The organism is Halanaerobium congolense (assembly GCF_004366375.1).
GTDB lineage: Bacteria > Bacillota > Halanaerobiia > Halanaerobiales > Halanaerobiaceae > Halanaerobium > Halanaerobium congolense.
In genome coordinates, this window is sequence record NZ_SOEF01000023.1 from 29,621 (window position 1) to 52,748 (window position 23,128).

General features: G+C 34.8%; 21 protein-coding genes and 2 riboswitches. Of the genes, 1 reads left to right on the forward strand and 20 read right to left on the reverse strand.

Features of this window, described 5'->3' with window-relative positions; translation table 11 throughout:
- Nucleotides 1-72: 72 nt before the first annotated feature.
- The 4 genes from grdD to trxB all read right to left on the reverse strand — a co-directional run bounded on the left by grdD (nt 73) and on the right by trxB (nt 4,393).
- Complete coding sequence (grdD, locus tag C7954_RS09140) at nt 73-1,212, reverse strand: glycine/sarcosine/betaine reductase complex component C subunit alpha (protein ID WP_134059672.1); 1,140 nt, start codon at nt 1,210-1,212, stop codon at nt 73-75.
- Nucleotides 1,213-1,222: 10 nt separating this feature from the next.
- Nucleotides 1,223-2,764, reverse strand: coding sequence for a glycine/sarcosine/betaine reductase complex component C subunit beta (gene grdC, locus C7954_RS09145; protein ID WP_110301113.1), 1,542 nt, complete (start codon nt 2,762-2,764; stop codon nt 1,223-1,225).
- Nucleotides 2,765-2,848: 84 nt separating this feature from the next.
- Nucleotides 2,849-3,166, reverse strand: coding sequence for a thioredoxin TrxA (gene trxA, locus C7954_RS09150; RefSeq protein WP_073159314.1), 318 nt, complete (start codon nt 3,164-3,166; stop codon nt 2,849-2,851).
- 21 nt (nt 3,167-3,187) lie between these two features.
- Nucleotides 3,188-4,393 (reverse strand): thioredoxin-disulfide reductase, encoded by a 1,206-nt coding sequence (gene trxB, locus C7954_RS09155; protein WP_089716512.1) that lies wholly within the window; start codon nt 4,391-4,393, stop codon nt 3,188-3,190.
- Between the two features lie 193 nt (nt 4,394-4,586).
- Here trxB and C7954_RS09160 point away from each other — a divergent pair, with 193 nt between their 5' ends.
- A complete protein-coding gene (locus C7954_RS09160; protein ID WP_073159318.1) occupies nt 4,587-5,261 on the forward strand; it encodes a TetR/AcrR family transcriptional regulator in 675 nt (224 codons plus the stop codon).
- Between the two features lie 67 nt (nt 5,262-5,328).
- Here C7954_RS09160 and C7954_RS09165 read toward each other — a convergent pair whose 3' ends face one another.
- From C7954_RS09165 to C7954_RS09240, 16 genes are all read right to left on the reverse strand, one after another.
- Nucleotides 5,329-6,909 carry a BCCT family transporter gene (locus C7954_RS09165; protein WP_110301273.1) on the reverse strand — a complete coding sequence of 527 codons (1,581 nt, stop codon included), beginning with the start codon at nt 6,907-6,909 and terminating at the stop codon, nt 5,329-5,331.
- Between the two features lie 101 nt (nt 6,910-7,010).
- Nucleotides 7,011-8,330 carry a betaine reductase selenoprotein B gene (grdH, locus tag C7954_RS09170; protein ID WP_081374581.1) on the reverse strand — a complete coding sequence of 440 codons (1,320 nt, stop codon included), beginning with the start codon at nt 8,328-8,330 and terminating at the stop codon, nt 7,011-7,013.
- Nucleotides 8,331-8,348: 18 nt separating this feature from the next.
- Nucleotides 8,349-9,674 (reverse strand): glycine/sarcosine/betaine reductase component B subunit, encoded by a 1,326-nt coding sequence (locus tag C7954_RS09175; RefSeq protein WP_134059675.1) that lies wholly within the window; start codon nt 9,672-9,674, stop codon nt 8,349-8,351.
- Nucleotides 9,675-9,728: 54 nt separating this feature from the next.
- On the reverse strand, nt 9,729-10,199 hold the full coding sequence (gene grdA / locus C7954_RS09180; protein WP_081374582.1) for a glycine/sarcosine/betaine reductase complex selenoprotein A: 471 nt from the start codon (nt 10,197-10,199) through the stop codon (nt 9,729-9,731).
- Nucleotides 10,200-10,455: 256 nt separating this feature from the next.
- Nucleotides 10,456-11,769 (reverse strand): alanine/glycine:cation symporter family protein, encoded by a 1,314-nt coding sequence (locus C7954_RS09185; RefSeq protein ID WP_134059678.1) that lies wholly within the window; start codon nt 11,767-11,769, stop codon nt 10,456-10,458.
- A 31-nt stretch (nt 11,770-11,800) separates the two neighbouring features.
- Nucleotides 11,801-12,871 carry an alanine dehydrogenase gene (gene ald / locus C7954_RS09190; protein ID WP_134059681.1) on the reverse strand — a complete coding sequence of 357 codons (1,071 nt, stop codon included), beginning with the start codon at nt 12,869-12,871 and terminating at the stop codon, nt 11,801-11,803.
- A 160-nt stretch (nt 12,872-13,031) separates the two neighbouring features.
- Nucleotides 13,032-14,156 (reverse strand): alanine racemase, encoded by a 1,125-nt coding sequence (gene alr, locus C7954_RS09195; RefSeq protein WP_081374583.1) that lies wholly within the window; start codon nt 14,154-14,156, stop codon nt 13,032-13,034.
- Nucleotides 14,157-14,195: 39 nt separating this feature from the next.
- Complete coding sequence (grdB, locus tag C7954_RS09200) at nt 14,196-15,521, reverse strand: glycine reductase complex selenoprotein B (protein ID WP_134059684.1); 1,326 nt, start codon at nt 15,519-15,521, stop codon at nt 14,196-14,198.
- A 105-nt stretch (nt 15,522-15,626) separates the two neighbouring features.
- Nucleotides 15,627-16,913, reverse strand: coding sequence for a glycine/sarcosine/betaine reductase component B subunit (locus C7954_RS09205; RefSeq protein ID WP_110301269.1), 1,287 nt, complete (start codon nt 16,911-16,913; stop codon nt 15,627-15,629).
- Between the two features lie 27 nt (nt 16,914-16,940).
- Nucleotides 16,941-17,306: a GrdX family protein gene (locus C7954_RS09210; protein ID WP_089656118.1), complete on the reverse strand. Its 366-nt coding sequence runs from the start codon at nt 17,304-17,306 to the stop codon at nt 16,941-16,943.
- Between the two features lie 59 nt (nt 17,307-17,365).
- Nucleotides 17,366-17,444: riboswitch (glycine riboswitch) on the reverse strand.
- A gap of 3 nt (nt 17,445-17,447) precedes the next feature.
- A riboswitch (glycine riboswitch) is annotated at nt 17,448-17,554 on the reverse strand.
- Nucleotides 17,555-17,726: 172 nt separating this feature from the next.
- Nucleotides 17,727-18,767, reverse strand: a complete 1,041-nt coding sequence (gene selD / locus C7954_RS09215) for a selenide, water dikinase SelD (protein ID WP_081374584.1) — start codon at nt 18,765-18,767, stop codon at nt 17,727-17,729.
- Between the two features lie 62 nt (nt 18,768-18,829).
- Nucleotides 18,830-19,411 carry a sulfurtransferase-like selenium metabolism protein YedF gene (gene yedF, locus C7954_RS09220; protein WP_089716507.1) on the reverse strand — a complete coding sequence of 194 codons (582 nt, stop codon included), beginning with the start codon at nt 19,409-19,411 and terminating at the stop codon, nt 18,830-18,832.
- 32 nt (nt 19,412-19,443) lie between these two features.
- Nucleotides 19,444-20,406, reverse strand: a complete 963-nt coding sequence (locus C7954_RS09225; RefSeq protein ID WP_073159345.1) for a TDT family transporter — start codon at nt 20,404-20,406, stop codon at nt 19,444-19,446.
- 37 nt (nt 20,407-20,443) lie between these two features.
- On the reverse strand, nt 20,444-20,905 hold the full coding sequence (locus tag C7954_RS09230; RefSeq protein WP_073159348.1) for a C-GCAxxG-C-C family protein: 462 nt from the start codon (nt 20,903-20,905) through the stop codon (nt 20,444-20,446).
- A gap of 319 nt (nt 20,906-21,224) precedes the next feature.
- Nucleotides 21,225-22,115 carry a selenium metabolism-associated LysR family transcriptional regulator gene (locus C7954_RS09235; RefSeq protein ID WP_089716506.1) on the reverse strand — a complete coding sequence of 297 codons (891 nt, stop codon included), beginning with the start codon at nt 22,113-22,115 and terminating at the stop codon, nt 21,225-21,227.
- A gap of 120 nt (nt 22,116-22,235) precedes the next feature.
- Nucleotides 22,236-23,000 carry a GGDEF domain-containing protein gene (locus C7954_RS09240; RefSeq protein WP_073159352.1) on the reverse strand — a complete coding sequence of 255 codons (765 nt, stop codon included), beginning with the start codon at nt 22,998-23,000 and terminating at the stop codon, nt 22,236-22,238.
- Between the last annotated feature and the right edge of the window lie 128 nt (nt 23,001-23,128).

Sequence of the window (23,128 nt, forward strand, 5' to 3'; positions counted from 1 at the left end):
AATAGACTCTTTCCCAATAAAATTAAATACTTCTTTAATTAGAATACTAAAAAATCAATTTTAAGCAGCAGCTTATTCAACAAAACCAGCTTTTTTTAGTTCTGCTCTTGCCTCTGCTTCATCTTCTTCTGCAATTAAAATTACTGGACCTGTACATCCCATTCCGGTTTCAGCATAAATATCTTTTTTCCAAAGAGTTTCTTTAGCAGCATCAATTTCTAGAATATCAATACCTGCTATTTCTTCATCTGTAATTTTTTTTGTTGGTTCTTTAACTGCTTCAGCTTCTGCAGTTGAACTGCTGTTTTTTATTTCAGATATTATATTTTTAAGACCAGCATTATTGGCAGCTTTCATCTCAATTTCAGTAATTTCTAATAAATTACCCTTACTTACTTCTGCCATAAATTTAATTGCATTAGCAATTACTGGTGCTCCCGAAGCCCGAGAAATTATTCCAATCAGCTTATCATAATCTTCTCCAACTCCAGGACCATAACCATAACCAACTGCTTCATACTGACCACCTGTATTAAAGGCTGAAAATACTTTCATCAGCATATTTCCAGTTAAAGTATCAGTAACCATTATATCTGGAACTCCTAAAAGTAGGTCATTTCCTCTCATCACTGAACCACCATCTGCTCTCACAGAAGCTGCAAATTCAAATTCATACCCATTTTCTTTTAGCTTCCGCAGATTTTTTTCTACAAGTCTTGCTCCCTCAACATTTAAAATACCTACAGTTGGCTTTTCAATCCCTAGCGATTTTGCAGCTGCAATACCATAAATAGTATTTTTAAGCATTGATGGAACTCGATTAGTATCGGTAGTACCTGTTGTTGTAGCAATCAGCATTTCTTTTCCCTGACCAGGAGTTACTACTCTACCTACTGTTGAAACACCTAAAGGAAAATTATAATGAAGGGTTACAGCTGCATCAATTTCGTTTTCTTCAAGCTTCTGATCCATAATTGAGTGTGCATCTGCTAAACAGCTGCATTTGTCTCCCTCACAACCTATTAATTCTACTTCTAAATCATTATAGTTGTTTTCAGCCAGTCGAGCAGCCTTTTTTAATTCATCTATCCCATGTTCACTATCCAGTAAAGTTAAGCCAATTTTCTTTTTTTGACCAAACTGACCGGATTCAATGGCTGCAGCAACTTCATTAAAGACTCCGGCAACTCTTTCTTTTACTTTATCGGTCATTTTATCCACCTCACTCGGTTTCGCCGAGAAGATTATCTGCCATCTGGCGCATAGCACCGGCGATCATATTTTTAATTTCTTTATCACTTACACTGTTTTCCTGCTTTTTAACTCCAGAGTTCTTTTCAATTACAAAGGATACTCCATCAAAAAGATTGGTCATTCTGCCTAAGAAAAGACTTCCCTTACCAATGATCATTGCTTTTTCAATCTGGCCGTCTCTCATCATTTTTGCTGCCGGACCAATAAAGGGTACACCTGAAGGAATATGACCCTGAGTTGGAGCAAATCCAGGCATTCCGTGTTCTTTAACAAAGTTCATTAATTCTTTTCTTTCTAAATCGCCGCGCTTAACACCTAAAGCAGCAATCATCTTGTAATTTGATTCTGGCACATCTCCTGCACCTGCAGGTTTTGTAACTTCCGGATTCTGCATTTCTACAGAATACTTGTCAATATCTTTAATTCCTAAATTATTCTCATCTAAAGGATCAGTTACTAAAGAGCTAATTACAGCCTGAGGGGAAGAACCTGTTCCCACTTTATGACGTCCTATAATATCAGTTCTAATAACTGGACTGGCTCCATCATTATTAGAAATTAAAACTGCAAATCCGCCCAGTGTATCCTCTAAAATAGGCATCTCTTTTTTGATATGGTCTTTACCATTCATTCCAAGTTTGGCAACAGAGCCACCCGCTGCAACTACCACATTGTCATAAATTCCTGCCTTAACTAAAGCAGCAGCATTGACAACAGCGTGAGCTGGAGCTGCACAGAAACTTCTGACATCTGAACCGTTTGCATTAACACAGCCTGCCATTTCTGCTATAGCTTTAGCAAAGTTACCTCCACCACGCTGATTTATATCTCCACAGGCTTCTTCAGAACACTCTAAAACATAATCAACATCTGTTAAATCTAAATCATTTTTAAAAGCCATATTTTTTATTGATAATACAGCTGAAGCTTTGGCAACTAAATTCTCTAAAATAGTATGTGCATTAAGATTGACATCACTCTCGTGAGCTCTCTTTACACAACCTACCAGTTTTTTACCTAAATAAAGGGGTTCTGCATGATTATCTAATAGAGCTTCCAGTTCAGATAATTCTTCTCCTTCACCAAGCTCAATTTTCATTTCTTTTAAGATAGGATGCTCGGAAACTTTTGCTTCAATCTCTGCAATAAATTCTTTATTTAACTTGACTAAGTCAAATACATCAACATGTTTAAGCAGAGCATAAAACTCATCTTCTGGCATAATTTCGCCAAAATCTCCAAAGCGACCTCCTTCAATAAAGTTTTCTTTTTCATACCAGGGAGTTTCAATATTCTTTAGCTCATCCGGTAAAATATTACCGATATAAGCCTGATTGGGAGCATAGGAAACTACTTCTGCAAAAGTCCTTAAATAATCGTCCAACTTCTTTAAATATTCATCATCAGGATTTTTAGCTCTGGTTGTTGTCTGAGTAGAACCTCCCTCTTTTAATATATTGGGAGTATGTACCAAAATATATCCCGAAGCTTTAATTACTGGAAAATCCATTCAACTCACCTCCAAATTTTTTGAACAATTTCTCTGCCTAATTCAAAATTAGGCAGAGAAATTATTATCAGCTTATCTATTTATTTATGCTCTTGCTTCTAATTCTTTTCTAATGTCTTCTGGTTCCAGGTCTTCACCACTTAAATGCTCTACTTTTTCCCCATTTTCATAGAAAACAATTGAGGGCAGACCTAAAACTTTCTGACCAATAGCAAGTCTTCTATTCCCTTTAATGTCTAACTTTGCAAATTTAAAGTCATCTGCAAATTCTTCAGCTAATTTTTTTACCTCAGGCATAATCTCCATACAGTGATCACAGCTTTCACTCCAAAAATCAACAACTACCTTACCATCAAAGTTAAGTACTTCTTCTTCAAAATTATCTTTGTTAAGTTCAATCATTTTTATTCCTCCTCAAATTTTTTAAATTAATTCTTTAATCTCTTCTTTTTCAGGTTTGACAAGTTTAGAAACTACCTCACCAGCTTTAATTTTAAGCAGAGTTGGTATTTCTTCTACATCATATCTGTCAGAAATCAGTCTGTTTTTATAGGTATCAATTTTCAAGAATTTATAACCTTTATTTTCAAGCTCCATAGCTTCCAGCTGACTGATTAGATCCATGCTTTCTTGATCAGTAACACTCCAAAAAGCTACCAGAGCTGGTTTATCAGCATTAACAACATGATTCTGCCAGTATTCTTCTTCTTCAATATAACTCTGGGCCATTACAGCAGCTGTTGCTCCGTCACCGGCAGCAGTTATTACCTGACGTACAACTTTATTTCTGACATCACCAACTGCATAAACTCCAGGCTGATTTGTTTCCATCTGCTTTGTTGTTTTAACATAACCATGTTCAGTTAAATCAACAACACCTTCTAAAAAGTCAGTGCTGGGTACTCTCCCAACAAAGAAGAAAACTCCTGAACAGTCAATCTCAGATTTCTCGCCATTTTTGATGTTTTTAACTACAGCTTTTTCTACAATTCCCTCACCTTTAATTTCTTCTAAAACTGAGTTCCAGACAAATTCAATCTTGTCATTTTCCATTGCCTTTTCCTGCAGGATTTTTTCAGCATCCATTACACCTTCATCATGAATGACTATCATCGTAATCTTATTGACAAATTTAGTTAGATAAATTGATTCTTCAACAGCTGAGTTTCCATTACCAACTACAACAATATCTAAATCGGTAAATAAATCTGCATCACAGGTTGCACAGTAAGATACTCCCTTACCTTTAAATTCTTCTTCACCTTTAATTCCTAGTTTTCTAGGTTCAGCCCCTGTAGCAATAACAACACTTTTAGCCCTATACTCTTCGCCTTTTTTACATTTAATAATCTTTTCGAAACCATCAACTTCTAAAGATTTTACTTCACCTTTTTTAAACTCGGTTCCAAATTTTTCAGCGTGAGTGCGGAAATTTTCCATTAACTCTGAAGCAGTAGTCTCCGGCACACCAGGATAGTTTTCCATATCATGATATGTACTTGGCTGACCACCAGTTTTTCTCTTAGCTTCAAGTACCAGTGTTTTTAAACGTGAACGGGAGCCATAAATTGCTGAAGACATTCCAGCAGGTCCTCCGCCTAAAACAATTAAATCATATTTTTCGCTCATATTTTCCCTCCTAAAATAAATTCGTTACGTCAAATCTAATAGTTTTTTGAAAATATTTAAGTTTACAGATTTATATTCAGATGTTTTTTGAAATAAATATAATCTGCAGCATTCTTGCATTTTTTCAAAAGCTGTTGTATCCTTAAATACAGAATATTTAGCTTTTAAAACTTTTAAAGGATGTGTAATAATCATGATTGACTTTGATAATAAAGATATTAAGAAAAAACGAACACTTAAAGTGTTTATTGAAGCAGCTCGCGAACTAATTGAAGAAAAAGGCATTGAGCAAGTCACAATCCGAGAAGTTGCTAAAAAAGCTGGTTATAATAGTGCTACTATTTATAACTATTTTGATAACTGCAACCAGCTGATATTTTTTGCTTCACTTGATTTTCTGGGTGAATACAGCCGGGCAATGCCGGAATACATAGCAGATGCTGACGATGAAATTGATCGATTTATAAAGATGTGGGAATGCTTCTGTAAATATTCCTTTGAAAACCCCAAAATCTATTATGCAATTTTTTCAGATAATATTGGAGAGCATCCAGAAATTTTAATGAAAAAATACTTTAATATTTTTCCAGAAAAATTAGATACAGCCCCAAAAGATCTGCTGCCAATGCTCTTAGACCCTGATCTCTCTCACCGAGCTGCTATTGCTTCCAAGCCGCTGATCGAAAATGATTATCTCAGCAAAGAATTAGCCCGTCAAATGGATAATATGATAACCTATATTTATCACGGAATGTTAATCTTGATGGTCAATAAAAGAATTGCATACAGCAGTGATCAGGCTTTAAAAATTATCACTAAACAAATAAAATCAATTGTAGAAAATGCTATCTGCTGTCATCAAAAATAATTGGAAATAAACCCGGCATAATGCCGGGATTATTAATTTTTATTTCCAATTTATTGATATTTTAAATTCAGGATCTTTCTGCTGGAGCCAGTTCTTCTTCCTTCATATGATCAATTGAAACACCAGCCACTGTATTAATATCAACAACACCTTCTACTGCAGCATCAGCCTTTAAAGCTTTGATCATAGCTAGCATTGCAAAAATCATGATAAAAGCAAAGGGAAAAGCTGCTACAATTGATCCGGTCTGCAGCATACCCAATCCTCCAGATAACATCAGTGCCACAGCTAAGCCAGACTGAATTATTCCCCAGGTTACCTTCAGCTTTGCTGATGGATTTTGATTACCTTTATCAGATAACATTCCCAACACAAAGGTAGCCGAGTCTGCAGAAGTGATAAAGAATGTAATTAAAAGGATTACTGCTATAATTGAAATTAGTCCCCCAGCTGGATAATGCTGTATCACCTCGAAAAATGCTGTCTCGGTAGCGACAATAGCATCCTGAGCAACATCCATTCCAGTTTCCATTCCCAATGTACCCAGAATTGAAAACCAGACAAAAGAAGCAAGTGTGGGTGCAAATAATACTCCACCTATAAACTCTCTAATTGTTCTGCCTCTAGAAATTCTAGCAATAAATGTTGCCACAAAAGGTGCCCAGGCTATCCACCAGGCCCAGTAAAATATTGTCCAGGCCCCATACCAGGCTTCATTACCAATTTTGAAACTATCTCTAACTATACTTGAAAAATATAACCCAAAAGTATTGGTAAAGTTATTAATAATTAAGATGGTCGGACCAATAATTAAGCAGAGAACCATAATTATTCCTGCCAGAGAAATATTTGCATTAGATAAAAATTTAATTCCTCTATCAACACCAGTTATTGCAGAAATTATAAACAGCAGGGTAATAACTCCAATAACTATTAAGCGCACCAGGTTGGTTTCTGGTACTCCAAATAAAAAGTTGAAACCACTGGTAACCTGCAGTGTTGCCATTCCTAAAGAAGTTGCAACACCAGCAACAGTTGCAAAGATCGCCAATATATCAACAACTTTACCAATTGTTCCTCTTGCTTTTGCTTCTCCAATTAAAGGAATAAAAACACTGCTTATCTGAGCAGGTTTATCGTGTCTAAACTGCATATAAGCTAATGCCAGTGCTAAAACCCCATATGCTGACCAGGGATGAAGTCCCCAGTGTAAAAATGAAGTTTTTAAAGCAAAATCTGCTGCAGCTGCAGTTCCACCCTCCATACCCAGAGGATTAACAAAATGATTTAAAGGCTCTGCCACTCCCCAGAATACAAGTCCAACTCCCATTCCTGCACTAAATAACATTGCAAACCAGGAAATAGTACTAAATTCCGGTTTTTCATCAGGTTTTCCTAGTTTAATCTTTCCATAACGACTTAAAGCAACCCAGACACAAAATATTACAAAGAGAGTCATTGTTATCAAATAAAACCAGCCAAAATTATCAGTCAGATAATTAAATAAATTGTTTGCAACTCCACTAAAGCTGTCAGGCATTGCTATTCCCCAGAGAACAATTGCAAAAACAACCACCAGTGAAATAACAAATACTTCTCTTCCTCTTTCTTTAATTATGTTCCCATGTGCATCTTTACGTTCTTCCATCTACTCCACCCCTTATAGAATGTGTTATATTTTTCACTTAAATCTTATTTAAAGACCCCTACCCTTCCTTGTCCGGGAAGGGTAGAGACTTGATATTTGATTTACACTTCTACATCAAAGACTTTTTGCTCATCAATATCAGTTGTTAGAGCATCTAAAGCTACTCCAACCCTGTGATATCTTAGTTCCCACTGTTCTTCTTTACTTGTAGAAGGATCTCCTAATGGATAAGGGATAGAAATTGTTGGGACTATTCTATTAGCACCAACAGTTTTTGCTACAGGAATCAAGTTAGCCATCTGAACAATTGTAAAACCAGCTTTTTCAATTTCTTTCACCATTGTTGCACCGCAACGTGTACAGGTACCTCAAGTAGAAGTTAAAATAACTGCCTGAACATTGGCTTCCTGTAATTCTTGAGCTATTTCCTTACCCATTCTGGCAGCCTCTTTCTGAGTAGTACCAGTTCCTACTGTTGAATAGAAGTAATCATGTAATTTACCTATTTTACCTTCTTCTTCATATTTACGCATTGCATCAACAGGAACCACTACATTAGGATCAGCATCAGCTGCAGCGGGATCATAACCAGCGTGAATAGTTTTAAACATTCCAGAATCTCTATTTTCTAATTTATCCATACCACTAATATCATATTTACCCCATCTTGTAGCAGAGGCAGACTGAATTTTATCTGGATTGTCAACAGGTACAATACCTCCTGAAGTTACTAAAGCAATAGTTACCTCACTTAAATCTTCAATTGCGGGAGCAATTTCTACTCGATCTAATTCAGGTATGGGTAGTTCACTTTCAAATTCTTCACCATTAATCTTCTTCAGCAGCATATCAATTGCTCTCTCATATGCTGGAGTCTTATCTTCTAAGAAATATTGATGTCTGATACCGCGTTTATAATAACCTTCTTCTTCTGCAGGTAATAATTTTTCTCCATTAAGAATCTTATTACCAAAATCGGTCATCTTTTTAACGTCATCCCTCATTTTTGCAGCACTGTGTCCACCCGGGAAGATATAAATATCTTTTTTAAAGACTTCAACACCGGGGTTCTCAATATTCATTGATGAAATTACAGGTACATCAAATTCTTCTTTTACTGCTTTACCAATTTCACCACAGGCCATACCATAACGTCCAGCCTGAAAAGCAGGTCCGGCAAAAAAGATATCAAAATCTACATCTTTTAAGAAACCTAAAATAGTATCCACAGCTTCTTCAGTCCTGCTGCCCATAAAGTTATCTCCACAGATTACAGTATGAGTAACTTCTGCATCAAGCAGCTGATCATAAAGCATTGCTGCTCCAACTTTTTCTTCTCTTATTTCAGGAGCATGATCTGCAACATCTTCTCCACCTATCTGACCAAAAAATTGGTTTAAATATACGACTGCTTTTTTCATTTATTCCACCTCCCCGGTTTAAAATTCTTTCATTGTTTTTGGAGACCAGCCAGCAATTTGATCTCCACAGAACATTGCATTATTTTCCATAATAATTGAACCGTCTTCTTTAACTGAAGAGCCGAGAATCTCATCATCTTCCCAGCCTCCAGAAAGACCATCTCTGGCAAGTGACTCTAATTCGCCAATTACCTCATCCATCGGAGGTAATTCAATTAGTTCAGATACGTTTCCGGTAGAAACTAATGCATCTGCTTTGGGATCTAATGTTACTAATGGCTGTGAGCCCCCATCTCTTCCCGTTGCTTCATTACTAACACCGACTGTTTTTACTCCGGCGTCTTCTAAAGCTACAAGACAGCCGATGTAATCAGCATCTGGATTTCCGTACCCTTCTTCTGTTACTATTGCTGCATCAACACCAAGAGATTTGGCCATCTGAGCTACAAATAGTGCTGAACGCTCTTTCTGCTCAAGCGCAACATTTAAGTTTGACATAATCACACCAACAAAGTTAATTGTCTTTCCGTGTTCTTCATAAAGCCTCCTGATTAACGGAAAATTCTGAAAGTCATAAGTCGACCATTTTGAAGAACAGGGCATAAAGCTGCCTGAAATCATAGCTCCATCTAGAATCTCATTTGGATTCATCAGAGTTGGAAGCATTCTATTTGTATCCCAACCATAGTTGAGGTCATTATAACCTTTTTCTTCCATCTGAGATTGAGGCTGCATAACTATTGCGACATTTGGCAGTTCTGAAATTTCCTTAGATCTCTTAGTTAAAGGCTCAAGCTCATATGTATCTTTATCTTCTGGCTCTAAATCCTTAACTGCCTCACCTAAATATTCTGCAAGTCTCATTCCAGCCCATCTTAAGGCATGATTTTTTTTCTGCTGTTCCCGCTGCTCAAATTCTTCATCTGTATCAGCAACTAAAACAACATTTTTTAAAGAGGAAAAATAGGTATATTTTGCTCCTTCTCCTCCCATGTCAATTAGTCCGTCCTGGAAACCGCCCCAGTGTTTTCCTACAACTAAAACACTCATATCTTTCAAGCAGCGAGTTTCACCTTCACCAGCCTGCATAAGTTTTCCAGTCACACCAGGAAAAACAGGTCCTCCCCCTACGCGGAAGCGGGGTTCAATTGCTTCTTTAACTGGTACCAGACGAACCATATCTCCAGGCTTAACTATTCTCAAATCGGCCTCAATAATATGCTTGTCTTTAAAAACTACTTCTAGTGCTTCTTCTTTATTGATGGTCAATATCCCATCATTAAAAGCAGTTTTGGCACCGAACTCAATATCTTTTACATAAAAATTTCCGAGTTCAAGTTTCACCGCGGTCCACCCCTTTCTTAGTAATTATTTCACAATCTTATTCAGAATGGTCTTTTACTTATATTCTGAATACTTCTCGCGATAGGTTTTTACCTCTTCTATAATAGCATCAACATCTAATACCATTTCCATCATACTGATTTGATCATCATAAACCTGATCATCAATTTCAGCTTTAATCTCTGGCTCCACGACATGATAACACGCGAGTCCCAACGGAACTCCTGCTAATGGTCCTGCAAAGGTTGGATCACCATTTGTTACAGTTTCACAGGCTAATCCAGAAGCTTCTGCTTCTGCACCACCTAAGATAACTACAAGGTTCTCCGCACCGTGTTTATCAGCAAGATCTTTTATTCTCTGCTGATTTTCCAGGTCCATAGCTCCTGCGCTTGTTCAGACAAAGCACTCAGTTGTAGTAAATACAACTTCGTCTGCACCAGTTGTTTCTATGCATTCTTCAATAGCTGGCCCAGGAATTCCATCGCGATCACCTAAAATGGCAATCTTTTTACCTTCTAACATGAGTAACACCTCCTTTTCATCATTTTCACAATTTTATAATAACATAATCATGATTATATGTCAATCATGATTGTGATATTTTTTACTACTTTTTTAATAATTTTCTGTTTTTTTTAATTTAATTGATATCTTTAAATCTTTGTAGTAAACTGAAAGTTATAAAATAAAGATCTAATAACTCAAACTCCGCACTAGCAAAATGGTTATCTATGTGCGAAGTTTGAGTAACCTTCTTACTTATATTTTAGTCAAAATCTTATGCATCTAATAACTTTTTATCTTCCTCATCTATATATTCATTAAACTCTTTAAAAATAGAGGGGCTTAAAGCTAACACTGCTATTAGGTTAGGTACAATCATCAAACCATTCATAGCACTAGCAATAGCCCACACTACATCTAAATTACTAACTGCACCAAGAAAAACTGCTGCAACCCAAATGTAACGGTAAGGCATAATTACTTTTGAACCAAAGAAATATTCAAAAGACTTCTCTCCATAATAACTCCAAGTTAAAATAGTAGAGAAAGAGAAGAAAATTAATCCAAATGCAACAATAAAACCGCCAGGTCCAGGTAAACCTATATTAAAAGCTTTAGATGTTAAAGCTGCTCCAGTAATACCTGAATCCCAAGCTCCAGTCATAATAATTATTAAAGCTGTCATAGTACAAATAACAATTGTATCTAAAAATCCACCTAACATTGCAACGATACCCTGTTTAGCTGGTCTATCCACAGTAGTAGCAGCATGAGCAATAGCAGCACTACCAAGACCTGCCTCATTAGAGAAAACTCCACGAGAAACTCCATATCTAATTCCCTGTAATACAGCAGCTCCAGCAAAACCACCAGTAGCGGCATGTCCATTAAACGCACTATTAAAAATTAATTTAAATGCTGGAATTAAATCTTCAATATTGAAAAGGATAATAATAATGCTTCCTATTATATAAACACTTGCCATTATAGGCACCAATTTTTCTGTAACATCAGCAATTCTCTCAATACCACCAATAATTACCACATAAGTTAGAACAGCCAAGGCAATACCAGTCACATAACCAGGCACTCCAAAATTACTGTGTACTGCTTGAGCAACAGAATTTGACTGAACAGTACAACCGATTCCAAAAGCTGCCACTCCAGCAAAAAGAGCAAAAGCTGAACCTAGCCAGTTCCAATTATCTCCCATACCATTTTTAATGTAATACATTGGTCCTCCGGCAAACTTTCCTGTTTCTTCATTAAGTTCTCTGTGCATGACAGCCAAAACTGCTTCTCCCATTTTAATTGCCATTCCAAATAAAGCGGTAACCCACATCCAAAAAATTGCTCCAGGACCACCAAGAAAAATAGCAGTAGCTACTCCAGCAATATTACCAGTTCCTACTGTTGCCGCCAAAGATGTCATTAAACTCTGAAAAGGAGTAATATCTCCTTCACCTGTTTGACTATCTTTATCTCGACCAGCCATTAATATCTTAAAAGCCTGAGGAATTCTAGTTAATGTTCTAAATTTAACACCTATGGTTAGATAAACACCTGTACCTACTAAGAAAATTAACATATACGGACCCCAAACAAACCCACTGACAATATTAGCAATCTGCTTTATAAGTAATTTTCCCTTTATAAGTATTTAGACCTTTAAGTAATGCTTCATCTTCTAATAATGCTTGCTTATATCCTTTATTAGCAATATCAATTGCATATGGTAAAGTTACATTAGTTAAAGCATAAGTAGAAGTTCTTGCTACTGCTCCTGGCATATTGGCAACTGAATAGTGAACTACTCCATGCTTAGTAAATACTGGATCATCATGAGTAGTTGGATAAGTTGTTTCTACGCAACCACCTTGATCAATTGCAACGTCAACGATTACTGCTCCTTTTTTCATATCTTTAATCATATCTTCAGTAACTAAATGAGGAGCTTTATCACCAGGAATTAAAACAGCACCTACTACTAAATCAGCTTCTATTATTTCTTCATAAATATTATATTTATTAGACATTCTAGTCTTTATCTCTCCCCGAAAAATATCATCTAAATATCTCATTTTAGCAGGATCAACATCCATAATTGTAACATCTGCTCCTAAACCTTTTGCCATTTTAGCAGCATTGGCTCCTACAATTCCACCACCAATAACTACTACTTTAGCTGGAGTTACACCAGGTACTCCACCAAGTAATACTCCTCTTCCTCCTTTTGGTTTTTCCAAAAACTTAGCCCCTTCTTGAGCAGCTAATTTCCCTGCAACTTCACTCATCGGAGTTAATAATGGAAGTGAATTATCCTCTAATTCTACTGTTTCATAAGCAATAGATACAACATTCCTTTCTATTAAAGCTTCAGTTAATTCTTTTTCTGCTGCTAAATGAAGATAAGTATAAAGAATCTGCCCCTCTTTAAATAAATCATACTCTTCAGGTAACGGTTCCTTAACCTTCATGATCATATCGGAGTTTGAAAATAATTTTTCCTTATTTGCTTCTATCTCAGCTCCTGCTTCAGTATAATCACTATTTGATATTCCACTACCTAATCCTGCATCTTCTTCAATAATTACATCATGTCCTTCACTTACTAAAGCTTCTACTCCTGGAGGAGTAATCCCTACTCTGTTTTCGTTATTCTTAATTTCTGCTGGTACGCCAATAATCATTATTAATTCCTCCTTTAAATAATTACTTTTATTTTAATAGAACAACTACACCTTTATCAGGTCAACAATTTAGATCTGATAAATTTAAGCTATTTTTATACCTCCGTATATATTACTGCTATAATTTCAGCTGTCACTATAATAAATTTCACCCCTTTCCTCATACATAAATTTTTTCTAATCTTTCACTTAAATTACAAACTATCTCATAATTTATTGTCCCACAAATTTCAGCAATTTCCGCTGCTGATATTTCTTTTTCACCCTGTTTTCCAATTAAAACCACTTCATCTCCAACTTCAACATTTTTGATATGGTCAACACTAACAATGGTCTGCCCCATACAGACTCTGCCCCGAATTGGAGCTCTTTGCCCATTAATCAAAACTTCACCCTGGTTTGATAAAAGTCTCGGATAACCATCTTTATAACCAATTGGTAAGACTGCAAGTTTTTCTTTGTTTTCAGTCTTATAAGTTGAACCGTAACCAATAGCAGAACCTGCAGAAAGTTGTCTCAGCTGCACAACTCTTGTTTTAAATGATAAAATAGGAGTTAAAGCAGCTTCGTTATTTAAATTTTTGGAGGGTAAAAGTCCATACAGTATAATTCCCGGTCGAACTAAATCTAAAAAACTTTCTTTTAAATCAATTATAGCAGCACTGTTGCCAATATGTATTAAAGGCAGCTTAAAACCTGATTCTCTAATATTATCTAAAGCAGAGTTAAATTTCTGCAGCTGCTGATAGGAATAAGTCTTATCTTTTTCATCAGCTCGAGCCAGATGTGAAAAAATTCCATCTATTTTAATATTTTTTAATTTTTTGGCTAACTGATAAGCTTCATTTAACTGATCTGGAAAAAAGCCTATTCTTCCCATCCCGGTATCAACCACTAAATGAACTTTAACCTTTTTTTTAGCTTTAGCTCCCAATTTATCTAAAGCAGAGATAGTTTCTAAACTAGCTGCCGCCTGAGTTAAATCTCCCTTTACAATTTCAGAATATTGAGTTTCTAAAACTTCAGCCAAGACTAAAATAGGTTTTTTTATGCCAGCTCTTCTCAATTCAATTCCTTCATCAGGACTACTAACACAAAAATATTCAACTCCTAATTGAGATAATTTTGGTGCGATTTTAGCTGCACCATGACCATAAGCATTAGCCTTTACAACCGCAGCAATTTTAGTCTTTTTATCAATTCTGCTGCGGATGAAATTATAATTTTTTTCTAAAGCTTTAAAGTCAATTTCTATCCAGGCTGGTCTTTTTAATTCTACTCTCATCTTTTCAGCCTCCATCATCATTTTAATAACTAATTTTAATTATTCTTTGTCATCAGAAAAAACTGTCTGCTCATTAATATCAGTTTGAAGAGCAATTAATGCTTTTTCGACAATATCTTTTCTTAGCTGTTTTTCTTCGGTTTCACCTAAGTCTGGCTGTCCTAATGGATGTGGAATAGCTACAGCTGGAACAATTCTATTTGCTCCTACTGTCATTGAAATCGGAACTACTGTTGCCACATGAACAACCGGAATACCTGCTCTTTCAATTTCTTTCACCATTGTTGCACCGCAACGTGTACAGGTACCTCAAGTAGAAGTTAAAATAACGGCCTGAACTCCATCAGCAAGTAAATTTTCTGCGATCTCCTGGGCATATGCTTTTGCATTGGCCACAGATGTACCATTACCCACTGTTGTATAAAACTTATTGTGAAGCTCACCAATTACTCCTTCTTTTTCAAGATCTCTCATAACATCTACCGGCAGAACACGGTCGGCATCCTTATTGGCGCATACAGGATCATAACCACCGTGGGCTGTTTCATAATTTTCTTCATCAAGATCCATTACACCTTCTAAACTATACTCTCCATATTTGGAAGCACTAGAAGATTCAATATGATCTGGATTCCCTTTAGGAACAATACCTCCAGATGTAACAAGAGCAACTTTTGTCTTAGGCATATCTTTGATTGGATCAACTGGATCTACTCTGTCAAAAACTGGCATTGGATATTCAGTTTCAAAATCTTCTCCCTCCAGTTTTTTTAGCATCATTTTGATAGCTCTAGCTGCTCCTCTTTCTTCGGCGAAAATATTTTTTCTGATTCCACGAGGCATATATCCTTCCTCTTCCGGACTGCCTAATTCACCATTTTTATCAATATAACTTTTAACAATCTTTATCATATCGGGAATTGCAGACCTCATTCCTGCTGCAGAATCAGAAGTTTCTACAAAATATGCATACTGTTTAAACATTTCATAACCTGGGTTTTCTGGGTAAATGCCTGAAACTACATCAATTCCTAATTCAGTTTTAGCGATTTCTGCAACAGTTCCACAGGCTACACCATATCGGCCTGCATTAAAGGCAGGTCCTGCAATTAATAGGTCAGGATTTATAGCTTTTAGCATTTTTTTGATTTCGCTTTTGCTTTCTTCCAGATTTTCATTAAAGAATGTATCACCACAAATAATTGTATTAACAATTTCTGCATCTTCACCTAAGGAATTATTTAAAGCAGCTCCGGGACCAATAGGTCCATCTTCTCTGCGTGGTGGAATACCTGCTTTATCTTCGCCCCCAATTTGTCCAAAAAACTGATTTAAATAATGAACAATTTTAAGTTTATTACTCATATCTGGCCCAGGAATTCCATCGCGATCGCCTAAAATTGCAGTTTTTTTACCTTCGAGCATTATCTCATACCTCCATATTTTTTATGGGATTATTATTTCGAATTTTTAATAAATTCTAGCTGTTAAATTATTAAATCCTAATTCATTTGTTGAACCAGTAATAGCTTGGATTTCAACTGAAATAGAGCCATCAGCTTCGAGACTTCCATCAAATCCACCAGCAATTACATCAGCAAAATTTTGATGTCCAATGACTTTTTCCATTGGTGGCAGAGTGATTACTTCATTTGCATTTCCTGCAGTTACAACTGCATCAGCAGAAGGATCTGCATCAGCAAGTGACTGTGACGCTCCATCTCTTCCAGCATATTCATCAGTTATAAGTACAGTTTTAATACCTTTTGCAGCCAACTTTTTACTGTTCATAATTAAATCAGCATCAGGGTTTCCAAAACCTTCTTCAGAAACAACAGCTGCATCTAATCCTAACATTTCTGCTAATTTTGCAGTGAAATTAGATGACCTTTCTTTATCTGCCAGGGTAACATTTTCATTTGTGATAATAACTCCCATAAAGTTGTATTTTTCTCCATGATATTTATAAAGTTCCTCAATTACAGGATTATTTTGATGTACATAAGTTGCATTTTTATCACAGGCAGATACACAATTTCCACTTAAGATAGCTCCATCCATTATTTCTGTTGGAGACATTAATGTTGGAAGGATTTCTTTGGCATCTACTCCGTAAACATAAGTGTCATGAAGTAACCCCTGACTCTGCAGCATATAAACATATCCAACTTTAGGAAGACTAGGATAGTCTGCAGCAGCTTCTACAAATGGCTTATGTTCATAAGTTTCTAATTCATCTGGTTCTACATCTTTAGCAGCTTTTCCTAGATAACTTGCAGTCTTTAGTCCAACCATTCTTAAAATTTCTTCATGTTCATGCTGTTTGATGTTTTCTTTTACATCACAATCAACAACTAAATTATGAAATCTAGAAAATGGAGTGTACTCAGCTCCAGGACCAGACATATCAATTATGCCTTCTTGAAATCCAACAATCTCTCCCGTAGTAACAACTGCAGCACCTTTAAGTACATGGGTGCGGCCAGAGCCAACCATTTCTTCGCTGCTAATAAAGCCGGGGAATACTCCACCTGGCCCTTTAACTTTAACTCTTGGTTCAATAACGTCTTTGACAGGAATAATTCGAACACTGTCTCCAGGGTGAACTATATCTAAATTAATATTAGTAATTCTGCTGTCTTCACCTATAATTTCTAAAAGCTCTTCCTGATTAATAAAAAGTGTGGAGTCAAAAACTTTAGTTTCAGCAGCAAACTGAATATCTTCAATTTTGATTTTACCTAATTCTAATTGCATTATTTAGCCTCCTTTCTAATAGTGATTTTAATTCTTCAGGGCAGAGTTTATCAATGTTAGATCAATAACCTGATAATCCTCTTTTATTTTTTGCGAATATTCCCTCTTTTTGTGATCTTTCTTAAATTGATTTAGTTTTTGAATAGCATTTTCTATGGTATTTAAACTATAAAAATCTAATTTTTTAGTTGGAGCTAAAATTATACTCCTATAGGGATTTTGTGCAGGTTTAACACTACCTGCCAGCGGGTGAGACATTAATTTCCAATCTTGGTGTACTAAATCCCTACTTTTACTATAGACATCAGAGAGATTATCCACAAAATCAATTTTTAGTTCTTCAAATTTTTCTTTTATTTTAGGATTATTTGTAATAATAACTAAATCTTTCATAAACTCCTCCTTTTTAAACAAAAAAACAGAGCAGCATTGGGAAAATAAACCCATTACTGCTCTGTCCATGAACCTGAGAGATTATCTGTGTAAAACAGACTGCTCCGTCGGTGTTTTGAAATAACAAACTTTCCAGAGTTATATCCAGATACGGTCCTTTTACCTGAGAGTTTCAATTTTTATTTTGAGCAAATAAAAATTTTACTCCTTCGGCGGCATAAAATCATGCTCTCTCCTGTATCCTTCAACCATAATATTCTACTTTTATATAATATTTCTTCACAATTGATTACATTTGTTATTATACACACCTCAAATTGTTTTGTCAATTTATTTTCAGAAATTTTTCAATATTAAATTTTTATTAAAACCCTGCTAAAGAAAATCCAACTAAATCATAGATTTAGTTGGATAAGTTTACTAATCCCATTTTATCTTAATTCCTTTTTCCCCTTTTTCAGCTTTTGCAATCACAGCTGCCTCAATATCTTCAGTATAAAGATCAATTAATAAATCTGCAGCATCTTCTTCTGCCACAGAAATTAAAAGCCCGCCTGAAGTCTGGGGATCATACATTAAATCATAAAGTGTCTGATCTCTTTCTCCACTTTCAGCCACAAATTTTTGATAGTTATCTCTATTTTTATAAGCACCAGCAGGCAGCAGTCCAAATTCGCTAAATTCTCTTGCGTCTGCAAAAACAGGGATTTCTGCAGCATCAATTTGAATTTCTAAACTGCTGTTTTCAGACATTTCAAGTAAATGTCCAATCAAGCCAAAACCTGTTACATCTGTACAAGCATTTATCTGATACTGATCAAAATAGTTTAAAGCTCTGTTATTTAAAGTTAACATCGACGTCACTGCTGGATTATTCTCAGCATCTGCTATAAAACCACCTTTAAGTGCAGAAATTATAACACCTGTTCCCAGTGGTTTCGTTAAAAGAATAAGATCTCCTTCTTTAATTCCAGAGTTACTGAGCAGATCATCTGGATGAACTATCCCTGTCACAGAAAGTCCATATTTAGGTTCTTCATCTACTACAGTGTGACCACCACATAGATTGGCTCCTGCTTCTTTTACTTTATCAGCACCACCCTGTAGAATACGCGAAAGAATTTCTCCTTCTAAACAGGAAGGAAAACCTACAATATTCATTGCTAAAATAGGCTGACCCCCCATCGCATATACATCACTTAAAGCATTTGCAGCAGCAATCTGACCAAATAAATAAGGATCATCTACAACTGGAGTAAAAAAATCAAGAGTCTGAATTAAAGCAATATCATCAGTTAAACTATAAACAGCAGCATCATCTGCTTTATCTAAACCAATCAGTAATTTTTCAGGATCAGCAGGAAAATCAACGTGACGCAGAACCTGCGCCAGAGCCCTAGGGCCCATCTTGGCTGCTCAACCAGAAGTTTTACTATAATCAGTTAATTTTATTTTTTCCATTATAACACCAACTTTCTAGTTGTAAATTAAATTATCTCAAAAAAGTTAAAGCTTGCTTTAACTTAAATTGTGACAAGATCTTCTCGGTTTAAGTTATCAGCTATTTCAAACATATTACTTATTTCTCCTACCTTTATTTCTTCCTGCAGTCCATAATAATCAACACAGGTTCCACAGAAAAATATTTCAACCCCCAGCTCCTCAAGTTCTTTTAAGTAAAAAATAATATCTTCTTTTGTAGCTAATTTAACTCCAGAATTAAGGAAAATAATTCTTTTAGGTAAGGGGTCTAACTCCTTAATAGTAGAAATAAAACCCTTAATTAAGATTTGACCCAATTCTCGCTCTCCATCTCCCATAGTATCTGCTGAAATTAAATAAATTTTAGCTCCACTATTTTCTGCAGCAGATTCATTGTTTTCGCTGTCACTACTTTTTGATTTTTTAAACATGACTCTAAATTCTGTTTCTGATTCTTCCACAACTGAAACTTCAGCTCCCATTTTCTCTCCTAATTTAGTTAGATTTGAAGCGGCTGTTTGATTGTCAACAATGACTAATACTTGCTGATTAGAATTTATAGCTTTTTTTGCCAGCACAACCGGTTTAGGGCAGGCTAAGCCTTTAGCATCAATTTCTTTCATTATCAATTCCTCCAATTTTCTGATTTATTTTTTTAATTATTAACAGCTTTTTTTTCTGCTTCAACAGTCATATTCAAATTCTGATAGTTTTTATAAAAAAAGCTGCAGTATTTTATGAAAACAAATAAAACCATCACAACCGCCAGCAGTTCAGTTAACCTTGCTGGATATTTAAGCCAGAACAATGTCGAATTAGCATCCCAAAATTTCACAGCCATTTTCAAACCGATTGCACTTATAACATAAGGAAAAGTAAAAGCTGAAAAACTAGGGTAAAATCCAACTTTAAGCATTTTCGGCAAATAAATGGTTACCCCGATTAACATGGCCAAAGTCAGACTAGTAAGTAAACCAACCATCATAATATTTTTTTCAGAAAAGGAACTTAAATAACCTGCCAGACAAAGTCCAGCCGGAGCTGTAAAAATAGTAATCGTTGGCAAAGCAGGATCTTTTATGTCTTTAACCCAAAAAACACGATAAATAACTACTGGTAAAAGCACCAAATAAGCAGCAAAACCAAAATAAAAAATACCCTGACCTAATTTCAAATTATTAAAAGCAGGTGCAGTTACACTGGCAACCACTAATCCTACATAAACAATAAAATAACTGGCAAACACCTGTTGGATTTTAAAATTAAAGATAAAACTGATTGTAAACCAGATAATCCAAACTATATGTAAGATAATAGCGAAATACCAGATAGAAGAAGCCAGATTAGGAATTATATTTAATAAATAAGTAGCAAGAATCATCAAAGCCATAAAAAAAGTAGGAGTAACACTTGCAATAACTGGATTTCTTAAATCAGGCCCAAAACTATCTCTGGCTATTAAAAAACGTCCAACTAAAAATAATGCTGTTAAAACTGATAAAATTCCTGCCAGATAGCGGTAATAGATATTATAACCTGCTACTAAGTTACCTAAACCTGCCAGTCCAAGCATCAGACCAGCAATCGGAATAGGAGTTTTTTTAATTAAATTTTTCATAACAAAAATTCTCCTTTTTAAATTTTATTTGTTTTAATTATTCAACCAGTCCATCTTCAATAAATCTTTCCATTACCCAGGCCGCAACTTCACCAGAAATTTGAATGCAGTGAGCTGCTCTTTCTGGACTGCCAAAATCATCAAAATCTTTAGTCAGGACTCTGCAGCAAGTCGAACCATAAGTCTCCTTTATGTAGTCATGTAGAGAAGCGTTTGCAGGAAAACATTTTTCTGGCATTTCTGCTCCTGGTTCAGTTCTACCATATTTTAAACCAAGGGCCATAACCCCACCGCTGACTGCTCCACATAAACATTTTGATTTGCCAATTCCTATTGGAAATCCAGAAGCCAACTTAACAATTTCTGGATCAACTTCTTTACCTAATAATTCATTTATTGTTGTTAAAACTGCTTCTGAACAATAGAATTCTCCTCTACGAAAATAACCTTCTGCTCGTTCCCTTGCCTCGTTAACTAACTTCTGTTGTTTGTTATTCATTAATAATCTCCCCTCTAAATAAATATTTTTTAATTATCTTATTATAGTCTGAATCAAAATATAATCATGATTATTCTTAATTTCACAATAATTATAGCATAGTTGGTTTTAATTATAAAGTATTTTTATAATTTTTATAACTTTTCTTTATGATTTGGTTTCAAGAAACAGAAAATAAATGTTAGATTATTATGAAAATATAGGCTGCAGGTGTCTATGATATTAATTTCAAAAAACTTAAAGTAGATTTATTGGCTTTTACAGGTCATAAAGCTCTGATAGAACCGACCGAAACCGGTTAAATGTTTTAAATGATATTTTATAAAATATTTTTAGCAGCTTCAATAAAAGTATTAATCAAATAGTCATCATGGCGATTTTTATTATAGGCTAAATAAAAATTTCTTTCATATTCTGCATCGGCAACTTTTATTTCAACAATTCTTCTACAAGCAGCAGCTTTTTTAGCTGCTATTTTTGAAATAAAAGAAATACCAAGTCCAGATTCAACAGCAGAAATAACAGCTTCTGTACTTCCTAACTCACTTATAATATTAAAATCTTCCAGTTTAAAAGCAGCTTCTTTAAAAGCTACAATAGTAGCTTTTCTGGTTCCTGAACCTTCCTCTCTCATTAATATACTATGATTCTGAAGTTCTGCTAAAAACACTTTTTCTTTTCCCGCTAAAGGATGATTTAAAGGTACTATTAAACTCAAGTTATCACTGCAGAGTTCTATTGATTTAAACTTATTGTTTTTGGGTTTATAACCAACTATTATCAAATCCACTTCATTATTTTCTAATAAATTAATCATTGACCTGCTGTCACCAACTGAAACTTCTGTTTTTAAATCATCAATATTTTTATTTAGAATTGAAAGTATCTCAGGCAATAGATATGCAGAAGGAATCGTACTGGAAGCAATTTTCAGCTGCTTGGTCTGCATATTTTTTTTACTTTCAACTTTCTGTTTTAAATATCCCCACCTTTTAACAATTTTCTTACCTTCTTGATAAACTATTTTGCCAGCAGGACTAAGAATAATCTGACCTTTCTCTTTATAAAAAAGCTCTGTATCAAAATATTTTTCAAGCGATTTAATCTGCATACTTACTGCTGGCTGACTAATTTCAAACTTTTCAGCTGTCAGCGAATAACTTTCCAAATCAACTAAAGTAATAAAAGTTTTTATTCTTTCAATCTTCATTTAATCATTCCTTTATTATTAAGTACCAAATTTGATATCTTTGATGCTTTAAAAGATTGTTTAAAGTTCTTAGAAAAAGAAAGAGTTCTGCTTCAGATTATCCGGTGACAGGACAGAATATTATCTGGCCTTAATTTCACCCCTTGGTGTTCCGACAAACTCTTCGGATAATTTGTCCTTATACATCTTATCATCAGCCTTTTTTAATATTTCGTTTATATCCTGTTCTGGCTTTTCTTTTGTTGCCTCACCCAAAGCAATAGAAATAGGAATCGGATTATTATTTATTTTTTTACATTTTTCTTTTATTCTTTTATTAATTTTCTCTGCAGTTTCTTTTGTGGTGTTTGGAAGCAAAACTGCAAACTCATCTCCACCATATCTAGCTAATATATCTTCTTCACGCAAAGATTCTTTTAATATTTGGGAAGCTTGAATTAATATCTCATCTCCTTTTTTATGACCATAACTATCATTAATTATTTTAAGTCCATTAAGATCTGCTATAATAATACTTATTGGTAGTTTTCGTTTAGTATCCAATCTCTTTATTTCATTTTCAAAATATCTACGATTATACAAATTTGTTAACTCATCATGAAAAGAAAAATATTTTAAATTTTTTTCAATTTCTTTTTCTCTACTAATGTCATTAGCTGCTATAATAATTTCTGATCCATTTTTTTTAGATAAAATAATTTCAATTTTATATTTCAAAAAAACTTTTTTATCCCAATTTGTAGTATATTCAAGATTACCCTCAAATATATCTTCATTTTTAGATGATAAAAAATCATTATTCCAAATATCTTTAATTTTTTCAATATTATTTAAATTAAATTTTTTAACTTCTTTTTTATTGGGAGCACCCAATAATTCTATCATTTCCTTATTTACTTCTAGTATGTTTCCTTTTATTTGACCCTCCTCGGGGCAAGCCCTCGAGGATTCCTGCTTCTTAGAAGTGGTAACCCACCATCTCCACAGGCTTAAAATCCTGTTAGCCCAACAGT

Excerpts from the sequence above, each read along its gene's own strand:
- ald (WP_134059681.1), bottom strand. The coding sequence starts at position 12,871 with ATGATTATTGGCGTACCAGCAGAAATTAAGAATAACGAAAACAGAGTA.
- yedF (WP_089716507.1), bottom strand. The coding sequence starts at position 19,411 with ATGAAAGAAATTGATGCTAAAGGCTTAGCCTGCCCTAAACCGGTTGTG.
- trxA (WP_073159314.1), bottom strand. The coding sequence starts at position 3,166 with ATGATTGAACTTAACAAAGATAATTTTGAAGAAGAAGTACTTAACTTT.
- grdC (WP_110301113.1), bottom strand. The coding sequence starts at position 2,764 with ATGGATTTTCCAGTAATTAAAGCTTCGGGATATATTTTGGTACATACT.
- C7954_RS09230 (WP_073159348.1), bottom strand. The coding sequence starts at position 20,905 with ATGAATAACAAACAACAGAAGTTAGTTAACGAGGCAAGGGAACGAGCA.
- alr (WP_081374583.1), bottom strand. The coding sequence starts at position 14,156 with ATGAGAGTAGAATTAAAAAGACCAGCCTGGATAGAAATTGACTTTAAA.
- C7954_RS09205 (WP_110301269.1), bottom strand. The coding sequence starts at position 16,913 with ATGCAATTAGAATTAGGTAAAATCAAAATTGAAGATATTCAGTTTGCT.
- C7954_RS09240 (WP_073159352.1), bottom strand. The coding sequence starts at position 23,000 with ATGATAGAATTATTGGGTGCTCCCAATAAAAAAGAAGTTAAAAAATTT.
- C7954_RS09165 (WP_110301273.1), bottom strand. The coding sequence starts at position 6,909 with ATGGAAGAACGTAAAGATGCACATGGGAACATAATTAAAGAAAGAGGA.
- grdD (WP_134059672.1), bottom strand. The coding sequence starts at position 1,212 with ATGACCGATAAAGTAAAAGAAAGAGTTGCCGGAGTCTTTAATGAAGTT.
- trxB (WP_089716512.1), bottom strand. The coding sequence starts at position 4,393 with ATGAGCGAAAAATATGATTTAATTGTTTTAGGCGGAGGACCTGCTGGA.
- C7954_RS09235 (WP_089716506.1), bottom strand. The coding sequence starts at position 22,115 with ATGAAGATTGAAAGAATAAAAACTTTTATTACTTTAGTTGATTTGGAA.
- C7954_RS09225 (WP_073159345.1), bottom strand. The coding sequence starts at position 20,406 with ATGAAAAATTTAATTAAAAAAACTCCTATTCCGATTGCTGGTCTGATG.
- C7954_RS09185 (WP_134059678.1), bottom strand. The coding sequence starts at position 11,769 with ATGTTAATTTTCTTAGTAGGTACAGGTGTTTATCTAACCATAGGTGTT.
- C7954_RS09210 (WP_089656118.1), bottom strand. The coding sequence starts at position 17,306 with ATGAAAGATTTAGTTATTATTACAAATAATCCTAAAATAAAAGAAAAA.
- C7954_RS09160 (WP_073159318.1), top strand. The coding sequence starts at position 4,587 with ATGATTGACTTTGATAATAAAGATATTAAGAAAAAACGAACACTTAAA.